The 16,145-nt window shown below is 39.8% G+C and carries 15 protein-coding genes; 3 read left to right on the top strand and 12 right to left on the bottom strand.

Annotation, left to right across the window (positions count from 1 at the left end; all coding sequences use genetic code 11):
* Positions 1 to 6 precede the first annotated feature (6 nt).
* From EDD70_RS05890 to EDD70_RS05870, 5 genes are all read right to left on the bottom strand, one after another.
* Positions 7 to 852 (bottom strand): class B sortase, encoded by an 846-nt coding sequence (locus EDD70_RS05890; RefSeq protein WP_092752048.1) that lies wholly within the window; start codon positions 850 to 852, stop codon positions 7 to 9.
* The gene (locus EDD70_RS05885; RefSeq protein ID WP_092752050.1) at positions 849 to 5,210 is read right to left on the bottom strand and encodes a cadherin-like beta sandwich domain-containing protein; all 4,362 of its coding nucleotides are present in this window, start codon (positions 5,208 to 5,210) and stop codon (positions 849 to 851) included. The genes EDD70_RS05890 and EDD70_RS05885 overlap by 4 nt, the downstream gene beginning before the upstream one ends.
* A gap of 142 nt (positions 5,211 to 5,352) precedes the next feature.
* Positions 5,353 to 5,727, bottom strand: coding sequence for a flagellar export chaperone FliS (fliS, locus tag EDD70_RS05880; protein ID WP_092752052.1), 375 nt, complete (start codon positions 5,725 to 5,727; stop codon positions 5,353 to 5,355).
* Positions 5,728 to 5,748: 21 nt separating this feature from the next.
* Positions 5,749 to 8,586 (bottom strand): flagellar filament capping protein FliD, encoded by a 2,838-nt coding sequence (fliD, locus tag EDD70_RS05875; RefSeq protein ID WP_092752054.1) that lies wholly within the window; start codon positions 8,584 to 8,586, stop codon positions 5,749 to 5,751.
* Between the two features lie 95 nt (positions 8,587 to 8,681).
* Complete coding sequence (locus tag EDD70_RS05870; RefSeq protein ID WP_092752056.1) at positions 8,682 to 9,149, bottom strand: hypothetical protein; 468 nt, start codon at positions 9,147 to 9,149, stop codon at positions 8,682 to 8,684.
* Between the two features lie 182 nt (positions 9,150 to 9,331).
* On the opposite strand from EDD70_RS05870, the gene EDD70_RS05865 reads away from it, so the two are divergent.
* Entirely contained in the window at positions 9,332 to 9,958 is a 627-nt protein-coding gene (locus tag EDD70_RS05865) for a hypothetical protein (RefSeq protein WP_092752058.1), read from the top strand.
* Here the strand turns inward: EDD70_RS05865 and csrA are convergent.
* The 7 genes from csrA to flgM all read right to left on the bottom strand — a co-directional run bounded on the left by csrA (position 9,955) and on the right by flgM (position 14,705).
* Positions 9,955 to 10,188 (bottom strand): carbon storage regulator CsrA, encoded by a 234-nt coding sequence (gene csrA / locus EDD70_RS05860; RefSeq protein WP_092752060.1) that lies wholly within the window; start codon positions 10,186 to 10,188, stop codon positions 9,955 to 9,957. The two genes, EDD70_RS05865 and csrA, sit on opposite strands and share 4 nt — an antisense overlap.
* A 4-nt stretch (positions 10,189 to 10,192) precedes the next feature.
* Positions 10,193 to 10,630 carry a flagellar assembly protein FliW gene (gene fliW / locus EDD70_RS05855; protein ID WP_092752062.1) on the bottom strand — a complete coding sequence of 146 codons (438 nt, stop codon included), beginning with the start codon at positions 10,628 to 10,630 and terminating at the stop codon, positions 10,193 to 10,195.
* Between the two features lie 108 nt (positions 10,631 to 10,738).
* Positions 10,739 to 11,329, bottom strand: a complete 591-nt coding sequence (locus EDD70_RS05850; RefSeq protein WP_092752064.1) for a DUF6470 family protein — start codon at positions 11,327 to 11,329, stop codon at positions 10,739 to 10,741.
* Positions 11,330 to 11,364: 35 nt separating this feature from the next.
* Positions 11,365 to 12,351, bottom strand: coding sequence for a flagellin N-terminal helical domain-containing protein (locus tag EDD70_RS05845; RefSeq protein WP_092752066.1), 987 nt, complete (start codon positions 12,349 to 12,351; stop codon positions 11,365 to 11,367).
* A gap of 34 nt (positions 12,352 to 12,385) precedes the next feature.
* On the bottom strand, positions 12,386 to 13,852 hold the full coding sequence (gene flgK / locus EDD70_RS05840; protein ID WP_162840797.1) for a flagellar hook-associated protein FlgK: 1,467 nt from the start codon (positions 13,850 to 13,852) through the stop codon (positions 12,386 to 12,388).
* A gap of 37 nt (positions 13,853 to 13,889) precedes the next feature.
* Positions 13,890 to 14,363, bottom strand: a complete 474-nt coding sequence (flgN, locus tag EDD70_RS05835) for a flagellar export chaperone FlgN (RefSeq protein ID WP_092752071.1) — start codon at positions 14,361 to 14,363, stop codon at positions 13,890 to 13,892.
* 33 nt (positions 14,364 to 14,396) lie between these two features.
* Entirely contained in the window at positions 14,397 to 14,705 is a 309-nt protein-coding gene (flgM, locus tag EDD70_RS05830; RefSeq protein WP_092752073.1) for a flagellar biosynthesis anti-sigma factor FlgM, read from the bottom strand.
* 211 nt (positions 14,706 to 14,916) lie between these two features.
* Here flgM and EDD70_RS05825 point away from each other — a divergent pair, with 211 nt between their 5' ends.
* Together EDD70_RS05825 and EDD70_RS05820 are read left to right on the top strand one after the other, a co-directional pair.
* Positions 14,917 to 15,678 carry a ParA family protein gene (locus tag EDD70_RS05825; RefSeq protein WP_092752075.1) on the top strand — a complete coding sequence of 254 codons (762 nt, stop codon included), beginning with the start codon at positions 14,917 to 14,919 and terminating at the stop codon, positions 15,676 to 15,678.
* 5 nt (positions 15,679 to 15,683) lie between these two features.
* Positions 15,684 to 16,115 (top strand): late competence development ComFB family protein, encoded by a 432-nt coding sequence (locus EDD70_RS05820; RefSeq protein ID WP_092752077.1) that lies wholly within the window; start codon positions 15,684 to 15,686, stop codon positions 16,113 to 16,115.
* Positions 16,116 to 16,145 lie beyond the last annotated feature (30 nt).

The following is a 16,145-nucleotide window of genomic DNA, read 5'->3' as shown; positions in this document are numbered from 1 at the left end:
CCCCCTTTATTTTTCCGAAGCAAAATCAGGCTGCTTCGGGTTTGGATTATCTTTTAACTCTTCTGCCTCCTCCGCTTTTTTATCGGCAGGTAGCAGTTTTGCCATAACAACAAAACGTTGGTCACGGCGCTCGCCGTATTTAACGCTGCAGGTAGATAGGGTAAGTATCTTATCGTTGGGATAGATAGAAACTCCGTAATCGTAAAGAGACCGTGCCTTTGCCTCGTTTGCCATTGCAGTCAAACTGCCTCCATCCAAATCGGGGTTGATATATTCAAAGCCCAAATCGGTATAGAATACAGCAAAGATTTGCCACTCCATTTGTTCGCTGGGGATAGAAAAGAATATGCTGCGGTTCTTTTCGGCAAACTCTTTTTGTGCAAAACGAAACAACTGCGAAAATCGAGGCCCATCCGGGTTATCCTTTAAATCGCTGTGGCCATAAATAACCGTATTTGCAGACAGTGCTTGTCTGCTTTCGAATTCGGACGCGTAATCTGTGTAGTAACATCCGTAGATATCGTCCTCTTTCTTTTCGTTTCGCCGCAGATAATACATGTTGTTATTGGACTGCAGCACGCTGTTGTTAATATCTGTGTTGGGAATTTGCAGCCAGCCAACAGTATCCTCATTTTGGCCGTAGGCATGCTGCAAGGCAAGAGACACCTCGTAAAAGCTATCATCTGCCTCTGAGCCTGTCGGCACCATCGGCCCGCGAATATCATTAAACACAACATTTACAGGTTCTGTGGGCTGTTCAGCAGCAGGCGCGTTACCCATAAAAATGTATGCGCCCGCTGCAACTGCAGCAAGTACTAATAAAACAAGAACAGAAATCAAGACTTTTCTCATGGCTGATTTCCTCCTGTATTCATCTTTCCGCAATTTTTACCTGTATCTGGATTAATGCGGCTTACATTACCGATATTGTCACTTGCTTTACCGCTTGCACCACTCTTATTTTCTGAGCCAGCTACAATTCTTATTGTAATAAAATAGGTTGAAAAATGGTCTATCTGAACAGCAAATGTACCCTTTGAATTGGTATTGAAATAACCGTAATAATCAATTCTATCACGTTCTTTGTTATAATAATGCCAATACAATTTTTTGTTCTTATATTTTTGACCAAGACTTAGTGTAAAAACAGCAGGCGCAGGCAACTGACCATGATGCCTAAAATAGACCATAACCGGTTCCAGCTTATCGTTTGCTGATTTTTCATCCATAATATCGTAAATCGCATCTTCATCCGGCGAAGTAAACGCCATTGAAAAGTCGTACACTTTTTCATGCGGAATCAACTTTTTGATATCACGCGCTTTAAACTGCAATGAATAATCGTTGCCCACAAAAGTAATTACTTTTTTCGGATACTTTTTGAGTTCGTTGAATACTTCAGCGGATACTATTGGGTATTTTGTAATATCCACTACAATATTGTCGGAACCTTTAAAATCAATTATATCCGGCGTAATGGGTTTTAGCAAGCCTTGCTTTTCCTCATCACCGCGGAAAACATTGATTTTATATTCTTTCACCTTAGTTTTATCGGGTGATGTAACCTCAACGGTAAAATTATTCTCGCCGTTTTCGATTGCTTCAGAATAATCTCCGTCGTCATCACCAATTTCTTTGGTACCCGCCAGCACTCGAACCTTCGCCATTCTGTCATCGGCACGCGGAATAATATCGACAAACGAGGTCTCATCTTTCACCGATACTTCGTATGTGGAAATAGATGGCTTAAATTCGGGCGACATGTAGCCTTCTTTAACTTCTAAGCTGCGTAGGTCGGCATTACTGCTTTTATCAATTAGGTTTTCGTTGGTCAATTTCACATTGTAAACGCGCTTATCCGTACCGTTTTGTGCGATAACCTCGATGTTGATTTCGCTGTCGACCTCTACAACATCAATTGCTTCAAAGGGCTTGCCGCTTTCAGCTTTTTTGCCGTTAATTTTAATAATTGCATAGGGGTGATTGGCTGTAGCAGTCACAACAACCGATTTACCTCCATCTGCAATAGAGCCTTTATAGTTTTGTTTGCTTGGTACAAAAACAGGCTTAAACTCTTTGAGCCCTGTTATTGCTAAACTTTTCAGCAGGTTATCGGAGCTGGGTTTCGCTCTGGCAATATCCAAGAGATAAGTTTTCTCTGTTTTCTGATCTTCGGCTGTTACTTTAACTTCAAACTTTGTTATGTTAGGATATTTTTCCAGTTTATAGGCACGGCTTTGCTCGCCGTTTTTAATTCTTTTGCCGTTTATAGTAATTTCGTGCGGTGTAGCAAAAACTGCCTTTGGTGTAAACATAACACTTTCCGACTCATAAGCGGTTGGAACGGTATACTTCATAATGTCGGGATAAAAATCGTATTCGATATTCTTTTTGTTTTGATCTACAATATCCAACGAAGCAAGTGCAGCTTCATCGCTCGGCAATTCCCTTACGATTTCCAACTCATAAGTGACTACTGTTTTTTCGTCTTCTGCCGTCACTTTGATTGGAATAGTAAATGCCGGTTTTTCATCTGTACCGCAATCCACAGGTATTTTTGCCGAAAGAACATCCGGTGTAAGGTCTACCCATTGTTTTTGCTCATCGCTACTTTTGTGAATATCTCTTGCCTGAATGGAACTGACGGTGTTGTCGGTAGGTTTTGTTTTAATTTTAATGCTATCGGTAGCATAGGGGATGTTCATTTCGTAAACCAAAGTAGTTTTGTTGAACTTTGGCGTAAAAGGTATGGGCTTTTCGGCATTATCTGTGATAACCAAATCGTCCAACGTAGCAATTGTGCTTGGGTCTAGCCGACGTACCGCAACTTGATATTCGGTTTTATAGTCGCTGTTTTCCGCCGTGACCAACACTTTAATATTGGTAGGGTTAACACCTTCACCATACCCTAAGTCAATTAAATTTTCAGTTTTGCTGAATAAATTTTCTTTTTTTGCTTCGGGACTGATTATTTCGGCTTTTGCCTCAATAAAATTGGGGGTAGCCTCAACCAGTGCCTGCTTCACTCTGTATGGCACAGATATTTCATAGCTTGTTTTATCGCCCTTAAAGCCTGTCAGCAAATTTTTCATCGTCTTATCATTGCTGTCTGAAACTTTTAGTTCTTTCAGTGTTGAATCAATACTCTTATAAGCTCGTGTAATTTCAAGTTTATAAATCATTTTTATGGATGGATTCTGTGCCGTAGTTGTAAGGCGGACTGTAGCAGTATCGCCCTCGTTAGGCAACTTAATTGTAATTTTGTCTCCGCTTTTAACCGTAGATGGGCTGCCTGGATTGCCGGAATCCACAACCGGAGTATCACTGTTATATTCATAAATGATTTCGTAGCTTATATTTCTGTCTGCTTTTTTATCATTTAAAACAGGGGTTAAAGTTACCTGGTCTGTATCTCTAAAAGGGACTTCTACCTGATATTGGGTTTTTTCCGGTGAAAAACCGTAATCGAACTCTTCGCCCTCTATCAAACCAAATAGCTTACTGTTATTACGGCGCATGGTAAGCGATGCAAGCGTAGCATCCTTACGCGGTGTTGAGTCTTGCACAGAAATAATGGGGGTTGTAATTGTTTGGTATTTTTCTATCTTACCGCCAAAGCCTTTGCAATAAAAATCGAAGACGATGCGTGTGCTACCCTCTTTCGCAGCTACGATTTCGAGGTCAAGGCTGCCAACTCCCTTAGGGTTAGGGTTGTTAACCTTGGTGTTGTAAACATAAGCAGCAGGCTGCCCATCTAAAAATAAATCCAGTACTTCGGGGTCATCACAAGAAATAATGACATACTCAGCAGCTGCATTTTTTTCGCCCATATACATGGTGGAATAAAAACGATAAGGGAGTTTAGTTTTGTCTGCACCGGACACCGAGTTATCGTAAACATCCATATTTTTAGGTATATTTTCAATTTTATCGGGGTCTTTGGGCGCAATGTCGGTAGGGTCTTGCCCGCCAACTTGCTGTGTTAGCAGTTTAATATAGGCAGGTCTGCCCTTGCCTTTTACTATAATTGGTACGTCTGCTAGCGCCTCAACCGGCTTGCCGCTATCATCTAAAACTGGCTTTCCGTCGATAAGACATGTAATTTTGGCTTTTAGCATGCCTTTTACATCGGATTCTTGCTTATGCACCTTTGCACGTGTCGTTTTTATTAATTTGTTTTGATCATCGGTACTGCCGTCGTTATCAATTTTTTCAATTGCCGCAGCTCCGTAGGACTCGTCTTTATTGGGCTCCCATACCCAATCAATATCAAATTTTGCACCAAAATACGGCACCTCGGTTGCCAGTTTAAAATCGGTGGTAATCCAACTGTAATCATCATTTTTATTGAGTATAACATAGTTTCTTTTTGTAATATCGTTTACTACCGCTTTTGCGAGCTGATCCGCAGCGGCTTTCGCAGTCCACACACGCAAAATCATCGGGTTGGATGGAGCCGTGCTGAATACAATTTCGTAGGTAGTGTCTTTAGTAACTTTATATTGTTTTTTCTCCGGATCAGAATTGGGTATTACAGTACCTTGTTTGGTGTAAAGCAGCAGTTTGATGTCGGTTTTTTGGCTCCCAGAGCTGCCATCCCAAAAGTTCACCTCAAGTGGCTTAGGGTCTCTTCCATCTGGTACTCTTTGTCCAGATATCGTTGCACCGGAAACATAGCGCGAAAAAGCACCCGTAGGCGTACCCACAACCTCAAAGATTACGTTGCCTTCGTTGCTTTCCTCATCTTTTGCTTTAATTTTGATGCTACTCTTTTCAAGGATTGCCATACGGCTTTGGCTTGTTACGTCGATTGCCATAGCGCCGCCGTTCCAACTCTCTAATGCCGTGCCTGTAGCAGTAATGGCAAAAAAGTTTGCTGTTATGGAATACGACGCCATGCCTGAACCTGCAGCGCCTTTTTGGGTGCTAAAGCTTTTTGTAGCGTTATTATAGATAATTTTATCTGTTACAGCTGTACCGCTTTTATCTTGAATAATAAACGGAGGTTCACCAATGGTATACTGGGTTGATGTGCCTATAAACACTTCTGCACCGTTACCCTCGATTACGTCGGCAGCCGTTGCTGTTTCACTGCCTATAAACCTTACTTCGGGTACATTGGATGTAATGGCTGCCATTGTTTTAAACGTTGCATCGGGAACGGTAAACACCAAAACCAGTGCCAAAAAGAAAGCTAAATATCGTTTCATAATCTATCCTCCCCGAATTTCATCGGATATTCATAATTATCTTCAATCTTTAAATCGACACTTTCCTACAAAAATTAAGGTAAAAAGAAAAAAGTTCTGCAGCTGCAGAACTTTTTCTTTTTAAAACAGGCTTGTCAACAAATTACTGCTGCATACGTGAAAGCCTTTCGCCCTGTGCAAAAGTATCCTTTAATTCAGACACCAGCGGTAAAATTTCTTCGATTGGCTGGGTATCTTTTTTTAAGTTACTTTTAATAATCTGTTCATTAAAAAAATCATAAAGACTTGAAAGATTGCTAGAAACTTCATACTTAAAATTCAGCGTAGATTTCAGATAATTAATGATTCTTTGGCATTTTTGCAAAGAGGCATTGGTACCCTCAATATCTTTTTCGCGGATACAGTTGACCGCTCTGCTTAACTGATTGATAATCTCTTCATACAGCCGAACCACCATTTCGCCTTGTGTCATTGTCATGACAGACTGCTGTTTATACTTTTCATAAGGATTCATCATGAAATCTTCACCTCGTTTTTATCATGAGAACTGTTGCGACAACCATGAGCTTTGCTGGTTCATACTGGCAACCATTTTCTCCATTGCGTTAAATTGCTTCCAGTACCTTGCATGCTCTTTTTCATATGTCCTTTTTAAATTACTGATTCTGTCATCAATACTTTTGAGCTGTTTGTCAAGGGAACTGGTCTTATCAAACTGTGCACCTTTGATACCTGCAAGGGCAACCAACGAACCGGGTGAGCCGCTGCTTGCTTTTGCCGTTTTATCAATGATATTGTTGAGTTGTTTTGCCAAGCCATTTTCGGCATTTGTAAAAAGTTCTTGTACTTGTTCAGGATTTGATGCCAACGCAAACTTGAACGCCTCTGGGTCGCTGATAACCAATTGTCCTTTATCTTTCCAGTTAGTAGAGGTTGTAATACCGATTTCATACAGTGCCATACTTGCAGAATCGGGTTTTTGATAAAGAGACATGCGCATATCGCTGAGGAGTCCCGATATTATATCATCTTTTCGAACAAGGCCGCTCTTTGCTTTTTCTTCCCACAGCTCAATCTCTTTTTCGCTCATCTCTTTTTTCTGCTCTGCAGTAAGCGGGGGGTACTGCTTGTAGTCGGCAGGGGCATCAATCAAGCCATTTAGCTTTTCGATAAGCTTGTTGTATTCGGCAACAAAACTTTCAATTCCTTTATAGATTTGTTCTGTGTTGCGTGTGGTATTTACATCAATCTTTTGTGTAACATCGCCCGTTTTATTGAATTCTTGAAGCAATTCAATATTTAAGCCGTCAATCGTAAAGTTATTACTGTTACGTACAATTTCAGTGCCATTTACACTGAGAACAGCATTTTGACCAGCTGCTTTCGCTGTTGCAACAGCAGTGCTGTTAAACTCCATACTACCTGAGCCAAACAGCTTTTCCATAGCCGCCTTACCTGCTGCATCTGTACCTGTAACAGAAAAGTTACTAGCACTCACACTCATAATACCCAGCGTACCCATGTTTTCGTCAAAGACAATTGTACCATTTGAACCGAGTGCCGCTGTTAAACCCGCTTTGAAATCTGCAAAAGTTGTATAGCTGCTTAAATCGATTGTTTGTGTACCAATTTGTATGATACCGGAAGTCATGCCTAAATCGCTCATCAATGTTGTGTCTGTAGCACGTTGGTTTTGGTCTGCAGTAAAACCAAGTGCTGTTGTAATGGAACTGCCCGCATTTTCTGCTGAAAATTCAACATTATAACCTTTTGATGCGGTTAAAGTAACTTGAGAACCGTTTAAACCTAATTTTATATTGGCGTTTCCGTTTGCATCAACGCCTGCCCTCTTTTCAAGCTCGGCGTTAATATAGTCAACTGCCTCTTGCGCAGTGTAATCAGTTTTATCTGTTTTTTCAGGTAATGAAATGGCAACTGCTGTACCATTTACAGTTACTTTAAAATCACCACTTTTTATATCGGTAAAAGCCGTGGCATTTTCAGCATAAATTTTCTCATTTTTTAAAGCCATACTTACAGCACTGCCGCTGCTGCCAACACCGAACATAGAAGAAAGCAGGTTGCCGACATCATTCTTCATTTCAATGCCTATACCGGCACCCATTGTCTTAGATTCTATCGTAAAACTATTTTTAAGCGAAGAATAGGATACTGTTACGCCTGCTTGACTGGAGTTGATTCGGTTTATAACAGAAGAGAGCGTATCATTACTCGAAGCTTCAAGCGTTGTACCGTTGATGGTAAAGCGGTAGGTACTTCCCTGCAGTTGTTGACCGAAATTGATGTCAGCCAGTCTCATATTCAAATTGATTTTATTGGATTGACCGCTCTTCAAACCCAGTATAGAACTATTGCTGCCGCCAATGGTAACTTGACGACCTTCGCCTGCAATAGTACCTATCTCAATGCTTTTATCTGTTGTATTGAAACTAACAGTAATACCGTTGCCGAATGCCTCTTTAATAGAGTTTTCGAGGTTCTTTGCAATATATGCTTCTTTTGTGTTTTCTACCGCACCTGCAACAACCTCATCGCTTAATACAATGGTTTTTTCTACGCCATCCAACACGATATTTATTTTTGGATTTGCCTTTGATAGGTCGATTTTATTTATCGCACTCACAGAACCTGTACCAAATTGGTTGTTCTTTAAACCAAGTACTTCCATCCCCTCAGCAGAGCCATCAACCTGAACTGTTTCCTTTTCATATCCGGCTTGGGCTTGAAAAACCAGTTTTCCGTCTACCAAGGATGCAGCTACTTTGCCGTTTAAACCGGTAGCAACAATTCTGGAATTAATTGAATCAACAATTTCTTGACTTGTTTTGCCTGCGAATTCATTGGCAGTAAATGAAATAGTTCCAGAGGTGCTACCTACTTGAATGGTAACCTCATGTTTTATATTTTTAAATTCATTGAATACATTCGAATCAATTACTCCGCTGAGGTTGGCAGTAACTTGATGTGTAGACTCCTCTTTGTAAGCTGTTGCAAGCTGCTTAATGTTGTCGATAGTAAACTTGCCTGTAGCTGCATCGTTGGTTGCACTTATTTTTACAGCATCTGATTTATAGACCGCAGACATATTGTTAAAGAAAGAACTGGATATTAGGTTGCTCTCTGGTTTTGAAAAACTGAAAAAGTTCAGCTGAAAATTACGAAGATTGGATATTACATCGCGGTAAATATCTTGCTTCCACAAAAGCTGCTGCTTTATTGAGTTTTGCTTGTCAATCTTTGCTTTCGTTCCTGAAAGCATCTTTTCCACCATAGATTGTGTATCCATTCCCGAAACAAGACCTGAAAGACCTCTACTCGACGCACTGTATCCGGTGGCAAAAGGGCTAATTGCCATATTATATTCCTCCTTTATCACATCTATCAGATAAATTAAATTATGTTCTTATACTATATATCGGCTTAATTCGATAAAACTAGAGTGTTTTTTAATTATTTTTTAAAATTTAAAAAAGTTCCCGATTCATACGTAGGATTAACTGTATTTAGATATTTAGCAATTTTAGGTGTATTGTTCGTGGACTTTATGAGATTTTCTAACTCGGTTTTTGATTGCATAAGGCGTGCCATAATTTGCGGTTCAATATTTGAAATACGGTTGATTACGGAAAAAACAGTTTGAGAAAGGTCGAATACGCAAAGAAGATGCTCGGGTAAATCGTTTCTGGCACATTTATTTTTGATAGCCTGCAAAAGAACACTTGATGTATCTTGTTCGGCCGCTTGTGCAATCTTGGCATTTATAGCATCTATTTTTTCTATAAGTTCTTCTCGGCGGTTAAAAAATATCTCCATTTCTTCAATGTCGCAATCAAGCATTTGGTTTGTAGTTTGCTCATAGCTTAAAAACAGTTCTTTCTTTTGATGCAGCAAATCCATCGTAACTTTAATTTCGTTCATATTAACCTACCCTTCTTCGGCGAAATAAAGTGTTTATTCAAATTCTTCGCCGAAAGAAAATGAATAATAAGAAATACTAAATTGTACTAGTCAAAATGCCGATTATGTAATATGATAGTAATAATACTTAGCAGACCTTGCAAAGCAGGGATGCTCCAATTTTGAGAGGAGCCTTTCATAATATGTATCCCATTTTTCTTGACGCAGTTTTAAAATCAGAAGACGGTGATCTGTTAGAGTACGGTAGCGTCTGTATTCCGCCAGAAGGTAACACAGTTGACTTTAAAAATCAGTTTGTTCCATTACTTAAATTAGAAACACCGGTTCAGGTAACTTTATTGCTTAACGGCGTGGAATCGTTTTGCTTTAAGGGGTTGGTTTACTTGTCATCGGGCAAATTACTGCGAATTACCTCAATTTCAGATGAACTTTTGACCAAAGCCAGAAAAATTTTTACAGCCAATGTTTGTTTGCATACAAAAATAGCACTATACGAGTACAAACCGTTTTTTTCATTCTATCATGCACCCAAAATATCTGGAACGATATACTACCTCAGCGAAGATATTATCAAAATTTTGTCGATTGAGCAGATAGATGTTGGGCAAAAGCTGATGATCAACCTTACCGCGCCGTTTATTTTCAAACAAGTAACAGCCGAAGTAACGGAAAAAAACCGGTTCAGCTCACTTGCAACCAGCTATTTGTGCAAGGTCATAAATATGTCATCATCCGCCGTCAAACATTTGCAAGATTATCTGGATGAACTGAGCGAAAAAGAAATAAAAATAGAAGATGCTCAATTTTAATCGGTATGTTTGAGACTGTTTATAAATTCCAGCAGATTATTAGAATCCACCTTATCTGCCGCTTGGCGGTTGCTCTCGATAGTAAGATACAACTCCTTGCGGTAGATTTCTACATTTTTGGGTGCTATAATACCGAGACGCACCTTATCACCGTTTACCTCGGTTACAACAATCTCGATATCTTTGCCAATCATCAGTGATTCTCCGATTTTTCTTGATAAAATAAGCATGTTCTTACACCCCTTTCTCTGAATTGAAGAGAGGAGTACGAATGGAATAATCTTGATCTAAAATCAACTGTGCACCATTCATTTTTTCCGGATGAATGAAAATAGGGCTTTTTAAGTTTACAGTAGATTTTTTAAAATCTGGCGCGATAACCGCGATTACCCAACATTCCAAATTATCACCGGTACCGGCTCGCATTGCGAGGCGTGTTGCAAGCGGAACGGTAGGTGCATAATCGGTAAAAATATCGGATGGGTTTATGACGATAAAACAAACATCTTTTTCTTCTGCGGATTGCAGCCAACGGATACCATCGCCGAAATTTTTATCTGAAAGCAGCACATAGTTAGAAAGATGTTCAAAGCCGTAAACAGGTTGTACAAAATGGATTAAATCGCTCTCATTAATCTCTACTGTGCCAAAATCTCTTGTTTCAATTTTCATTACAAAATTACACACCTTTCGGGTTAATATGCACAAATAAAATAAAAAACGAAAAAGACAGCTATGCAAATATGGTTTGATTGCATAGCTGTTTTTAATTGAGAAAGCCTATTTTTCTTCTTCGTAATTTGGGTTTGCACTGGGTGGGACATAGAATGGTTCCCCCAAATATTCAATATTAACTTTTGGATACTGTTCTACATTAAACAGCACTTGCCCAGGTATAAATTCCATGGTATTTTTCAAGACTTTTGCATCAAAGTGGAGTTCTGTTGGGGTATATTCCATATTTAGCTGGTTAGGCTGCCAAGAAATATCCGCCCCTACTTCAGGCAAAAACTTTAAGTAAGTTGTTCTTTGGTCAATTAGTTTTGAGTACATAATGTCGGGCAAGTTTGCACCCTTATGAATTTTAGCCATTTGGTTGCCTATTTCAGCATATTGAGCGGTAGCCTCACCGGCTGCCCTATTCCCCTCTGCCGCAGCGTCTGCATTTAATGCGCGCGCAGATTTAAACCCCAAACTTTTGCGAGCCTCAAACGTATCAATATTCACTTTGATATTTTGAGATTTCATCGATAGATTTGAAGGAACACGGCGGATGGTAATCTCCGGTTTAGGCTGCCTAATCTCAAGCCTCGGTCTTTCCACTTTCATAGTAATCTTAATTGGAATATTTGTAATTTTCAAAAGTTGCATGGTAACACCTCAATACTCATAAAATCGCACAAATATTATCGCATAAAATCAAATATTGAAGGAGGAATAATTTTGGAACCTAGTTGTAAAGTAACCATCCAAGCCATGTCGTAAGATTTATTGTAGATGGATTCCTCTTCAAGAGATACACCTTCCAGCTTTTTCTGGGCTGCTTTTAAATTTAAAATGTCGCTTTCGATTCGATTTGCATTATGATCCAAAAAGTTATCGCGGTTGCCTATATCGGTAATTGAAATGAGGAGGTCTTTTGTTTTTGCTTTAAGGTGCTCCATAGTTTTTCCTACCGAATTGACATTTCCGGTACGCAGGTCGTCTGCTATTTTATTCATCATGCTGATGAGGTTGTTGGGGATTGTTTCTCCGTCAATGACAGTAGAACCATAGCCCAGTACATCAACGCCGGAGGTTGAAATTTTGAACGCAGATTTGGTATCCACGTTTGAACCAACCATAGTAAGACCTAACCCGATATCAAGATAAACACTGTTGTTTTCATTAAAAAGAGCCGGGTCATTGGTGGTATCAACCTTTACACCATTAAACTGCAATTCACCGTTCACGATAGAAAACGGAGGGGTGTCATTGTTGGATGCTGAAAACAAATATTTATCTCCGTATTTGGCATTTGCTAGCTGCAGTACCTCTTCTTTCAAATTGTTGATACTGCTTGCAAGAATTTCACGTTGTTCGGGAGAAGTGGTGCCCGTTATACCATGAATTACTTGTTCTTGCACGCTTTTTAGAATATCACTGACTGACATCATATTGCTTTCTGCCGAAGAGAGCTCACCTTTTGCATCGCGGATATTGGTAAGAAATTGTTCGTTGCTCCAAAGTTCATCACGTACTGTATAAGCACGAGCAGCATCGGACGTATTTTCAGAAACGAGATTATATCTTCTTTCGGAAGTAAGTCTCTCATTTGATTTTGCCAAGTTAGAGAGATTTCTGTTCAAGTTTCTCAAATAGGATCTGGTTAATGAGTTCTGCGTAATTCTCATCAGTTCTTCAATCCTCCATATCTATTAGTTCTTATTATCTACCTACAAGCCCGGTACGGTTAATCAGCACATCCAGTGCTTCATCTAAAGTGGTCATCAGCCTGCTCATTGCCTTATAAGCTTTTTCATAGAGCATAAGGTTGGTACCCTCTTCATCAGGGTTGATACCGGACACCGCGTCTCTGTTTTCGATTAGGTCATCTGCAATTGCAGCTGTTGCCTTCAGGCGGTCGCTGTGGAAAGTAGATTCTTGCCCGATTGCAGTATTATAAAAGTTAACATATTCACCAAATGTGCCTTTAAATTCGCCAAAGTCAATTTCTGATTTAAAATGGTTCATTAAAGCAAGAATATGCTGATTGTTTTTTTCACCGCCGACAACACTACTTGGCGGAATAATGTAACCCGGATTGTCATTCCAAATATCGGTTACCGTAATGTTACCAGCTGTAATGGTACCGTCGTTGCCGCCCTGCATTAAAGTTTTAAAAGTTCCCCCTGTTTCGGGCACCGTCTGGTTGTACAATTTGGCAAATTGCTGCGCAAAAGCATCAATTTTGTCTTTAAAATAAGGGATACCCTTTGAAAAGTTTTCATCACCTTTTGCAGCCGAGCCTCTGCCGTTAATCATATTGATATATGCCTTAAGCGAACCTGTTGGCAGGTCAATTTTATCCCCGCTGCTCTGCCAGTGAAGCGACACCGTATCACCGCTAACCATCTCTATCGCATCGTAAGTGGAACCGTCTATAGCAGCATGTCCGTTCAGCTCAACTTTGACAGAACCATCCTTATTAGGGTATACCATCATCGAGCCATAGCGCGAAAGTTCATCCAGTAACAGGTTTCTTTGGTCTAACAACTCGTTGGGGCCATAATACTGGTTGCTGTATTCAGCATTTATGAATATCTCTTCAGAAATACTTTTATTAAGATTAGCAATACGCGTCATAATGGAGTTTACATCATTTACCGCAATATCCAAATCAAATTTTTGCTGCTCCGCAATATTATTAAGTTTGCTGTCGAACTGGTGCAAAATTTGTGTAAGGTTTTTTACAGATGTAAGCACAATGTTGGCGTGGGTTACTTGGTCTGCATTCGAACTAAAGTTTTGCAGCGCCTCGGTAATGTTTTTCATAGCGTTTTGCAAACCGGTGCCTTTAATTTCGTCCAGTGCCAATTCTATATCGCCTAAAATAGCAGATGACTGATCGTAAAAACCGACGTCACCGAACTCCTCGCGGAAGCGTTTATCTAAAAAGGAATCGCGGATTTGCGATACTCCGTTAATATTGACGCCTTGCCCTGAAAATGTTGATTGCTTGATAGGATACCGAGAACCTTTACCGGAAGTAGATACAGATACGAAATCCACTCTCTGCCGCGTATAGCCCGGTGTAGTAATATTGGACATATTGTGTCCGGCAATATCCAAGCCTTTTTGATTTGCCATTAAACCGCGTTTTGCGGTTTCAAACCCTAAAAATGTTGGTCTCAAAACCATTGCCCCCTTGCTTGATAATTTTCTACAAATATTACACTTTCGTTTCTAAAATAGATGGTGATGACGATTTCATCTTGCCTTTTGCTGTATAACCATTATATTGTGATATGTTGGCAGAGGTTTTTATTGGGGTGCTGCCTATCTCCTCCAATTTTGATTCTGCAACTTTCATCGATTTTTGATTCAAGTACTTGATGTTATCAAGTGATTTTTGGATTCGCTCGAATAAACGTTTAAGTTCTGCCCTGTTCTCTTCAGGAAATTCTTGTATTAATCGGGTAAACGTCATACCGTCAAAGCCCAGCTTTATTTGCAAATCCACCCGCTTTTTTTCCAAGTTTTCCAGTCTTTTATCCATAGCTTGTTGTACAGCAATGGAATGCTCAATGCGTTCCAACTGCCGCGAAAGCAGGTTATCAAGCTTTTGTGTTTCGGTTTGCTCCATTTCAGTAAAGAAACCTGCATATTCATATAAAAAGTCCAATAATTCCTGTTTGCTGCCCAAACGCCGGTCACCCCATTTCTATAAAATTAAATCTTATGCAAACAATCCGTTTAAAATTGCATCTGCAATTTTTTCAGCCGAAACCGAATAGGTTCCGTTTTGAATTGCTGTTTTTAATGCATTCACTTTAGCTGAATCTGCATCAGCGGTAATCTCTTTTGTAATAGAACTAACCAGCTTTGCAGTTTCTTTTTGCTGCGCACCTTGTGCACTGATGGAAATAGTGTCCATCTTGTTGGGGGCAGCAGAAGAAACACTTTTGCCCACAGAGTTTTCGCAGTTCATCGCACTACGAGCATTCGCTTTATAAATATTAAAACCGGATGATGGCTTAATCTCCATAGATAACACCCTTTCCCACGCTTTAACAGCGCCATTCACATATTATTTTTAAATAATCATCTTCTATATAACTAATCGTATCATTATAAAAAAACTTAATAGATAACTAAAATTATTTTGAATTTTCTATTATTGTAAAACGTCGAAAAAGGCTATATAATAGAATTTAATCGTTTCATAGTGAAGTACCAACTTCAAGGGGGATATTGCAATGTGTAAAATTTTGTCCGTATCAAACCAGAAGGGCGGTGTAGGCAAAACCACAACTACAGGTATGCTGGCTATTGGGTTAAAAGCACGTGGATACAGAGTGCTTGCAATCGACCTTGACCCACAGGGCAACTTGAGCTTTAGTATGGGAGCGGACACTGAAACCAGCGCCACGATTTATGATGTACTGAAAGGCGAACTGAAAACCCAATTTGCCATACAAAAAACCGAGCTTATCGATATTATTGCAGCCAATATTTTACTCAGTAGCATTGAGCTGGAGTTTACCGATACCGACCGTGAATTTTTACTGAAAAATGCTTTGCAACCACTTCTTCCTCTTTACGATTACATCTTTATTGATACCCCGCCGGCTCTCGGCATCCTTACGGTTAATGCGTTTGCGGTATCAGACGGGGTAATTGTACCTATGCTTTCGGATATTTTTAGTTTGCAGGGCATAACACAGCTTTACGAAACTGTTGAACGAGTAAAAAATCGTTGCAACCCATCCATTGCTATACTGGGCATTTTGCTTACAAAACATAACCCTCGCACATTGTTTAGCGGCGAGGTACGCGGTACGGTAGAAATGATTGCGAAAGATTTGGATATTCCTGTTTTTGATACTTTTATACGTGCAAGTGTAGCGGTAAGCGAGGCACAGTCGTTGCAGCGCAGCATGTTGAAATATGCACCCAAAAACAATGTTACATTAGATTATACCGCTTTAATTGATGAACTGGTTGCAAAGGGGGTATAACAAATATGGCACGGAGTAAAAGAGAAATTGACAAGGACGCAATGTACCGTAAGATTATGCCTTCTTATGCTAAGAATCTTTCAACCGAATCGAACAGTACTGATAAACCTGCCGATGTAGAAGAACCCAAACCCGAAAATGAAAGCAGCGCAGGCAAGCCTTCAAAAATAGAAAACCAAAATGTTTTGGTAAATTTGATGGAAGAACTCGTGCTCTCCAAATTAGATGCAGCGCTTGCACGGTTTAACTGCTGTAAATGTGACAAGTGCAAAAAAGAAATAGCAGCAATTGCTTTAAACAAACTATCGGCAAAATATGTTGTGATAGATAACAGCAATAAGGCAATGCTCAGTATAACCGAACAACAGCACAATGCAGAGGTAACCACCGCCCTTGTGCAGGCTATTCTTGCTGTAAAAGCAAACCCCAAACATTAAAAAAGACTAAAAAAAGAACCACCCGAAGGT

It is taken from the genome of Hydrogenoanaerobacterium saccharovorans (assembly GCF_003814745.1).
In the GTDB taxonomy this organism is placed as follows: Bacteria; Bacillota; Clostridia; order Oscillospirales; family Ruminococcaceae; genus Hydrogenoanaerobacterium; species Hydrogenoanaerobacterium saccharovorans.
Note: the sequence above shows the minus strand (reverse complement) of the source record. Positions and strands in the feature narration are given on the sequence as shown.

Excerpts from the sequence above, each read along its gene's own strand:
- EDD70_RS05890 (WP_092752048.1), bottom strand. The coding sequence starts at position 852 with ATGAGAAAAGTCTTGATTTCTGTTCTTGTTTTATTAGTACTTGCTGCA.
- EDD70_RS05885 (WP_092752050.1), bottom strand. The coding sequence starts at position 5,210 with ATGAAACGATATTTAGCTTTCTTTTTGGCACTGGTTTTGGTGTTTACC.
- EDD70_RS05845 (WP_092752066.1), bottom strand. The coding sequence starts at position 12,351 with ATGAGAATTACGCAGAACTCATTAACCAGATCCTATTTGAGAAACTTG.
- fliS (WP_092752052.1), bottom strand. The coding sequence starts at position 5,727 with ATGATGAATCCTTATGAAAAGTATAAACAGCAGTCTGTCATGACAATG.
- EDD70_RS05825 (WP_092752075.1), top strand. The coding sequence starts at position 14,917 with ATGTGTAAAATTTTGTCCGTATCAAACCAGAAGGGCGGTGTAGGCAAA.
- fliW (WP_092752062.1), bottom strand. The coding sequence starts at position 10,630 with ATGAAAATTGAAACAAGAGATTTTGGCACAGTAGAGATTAATGAGAGC.
- EDD70_RS05865 (WP_092752058.1), top strand. The coding sequence starts at position 9,332 with ATGTATCCCATTTTTCTTGACGCAGTTTTAAAATCAGAAGACGGTGAT.
- fliD (WP_092752054.1), bottom strand. The coding sequence starts at position 8,586 with ATGGCAATTAGCCCTTTTGCCACCGGATACAGTGCGTCGAGTAGAGGT.
- EDD70_RS05820 (WP_092752077.1), top strand. The coding sequence starts at position 15,684 with ATGGCACGGAGTAAAAGAGAAATTGACAAGGACGCAATGTACCGTAAG.
- csrA (WP_092752060.1), bottom strand. The coding sequence starts at position 10,188 with ATGCTTATTTTATCAAGAAAAATCGGAGAATCACTGATGATTGGCAAA.
- flgM (WP_092752073.1), bottom strand. The coding sequence starts at position 14,705 with ATGGAGATTAAGCCATCATCCGGTTTTAATATTTATAAAGCGAATGCT.
- EDD70_RS05850 (WP_092752064.1), bottom strand. The coding sequence starts at position 11,329 with ATGCAACTTTTGAAAATTACAAATATTCCAATTAAGATTACTATGAAA.
- EDD70_RS05870 (WP_092752056.1), bottom strand. The coding sequence starts at position 9,149 with ATGAACGAAATTAAAGTTACGATGGATTTGCTGCATCAAAAGAAAGAA.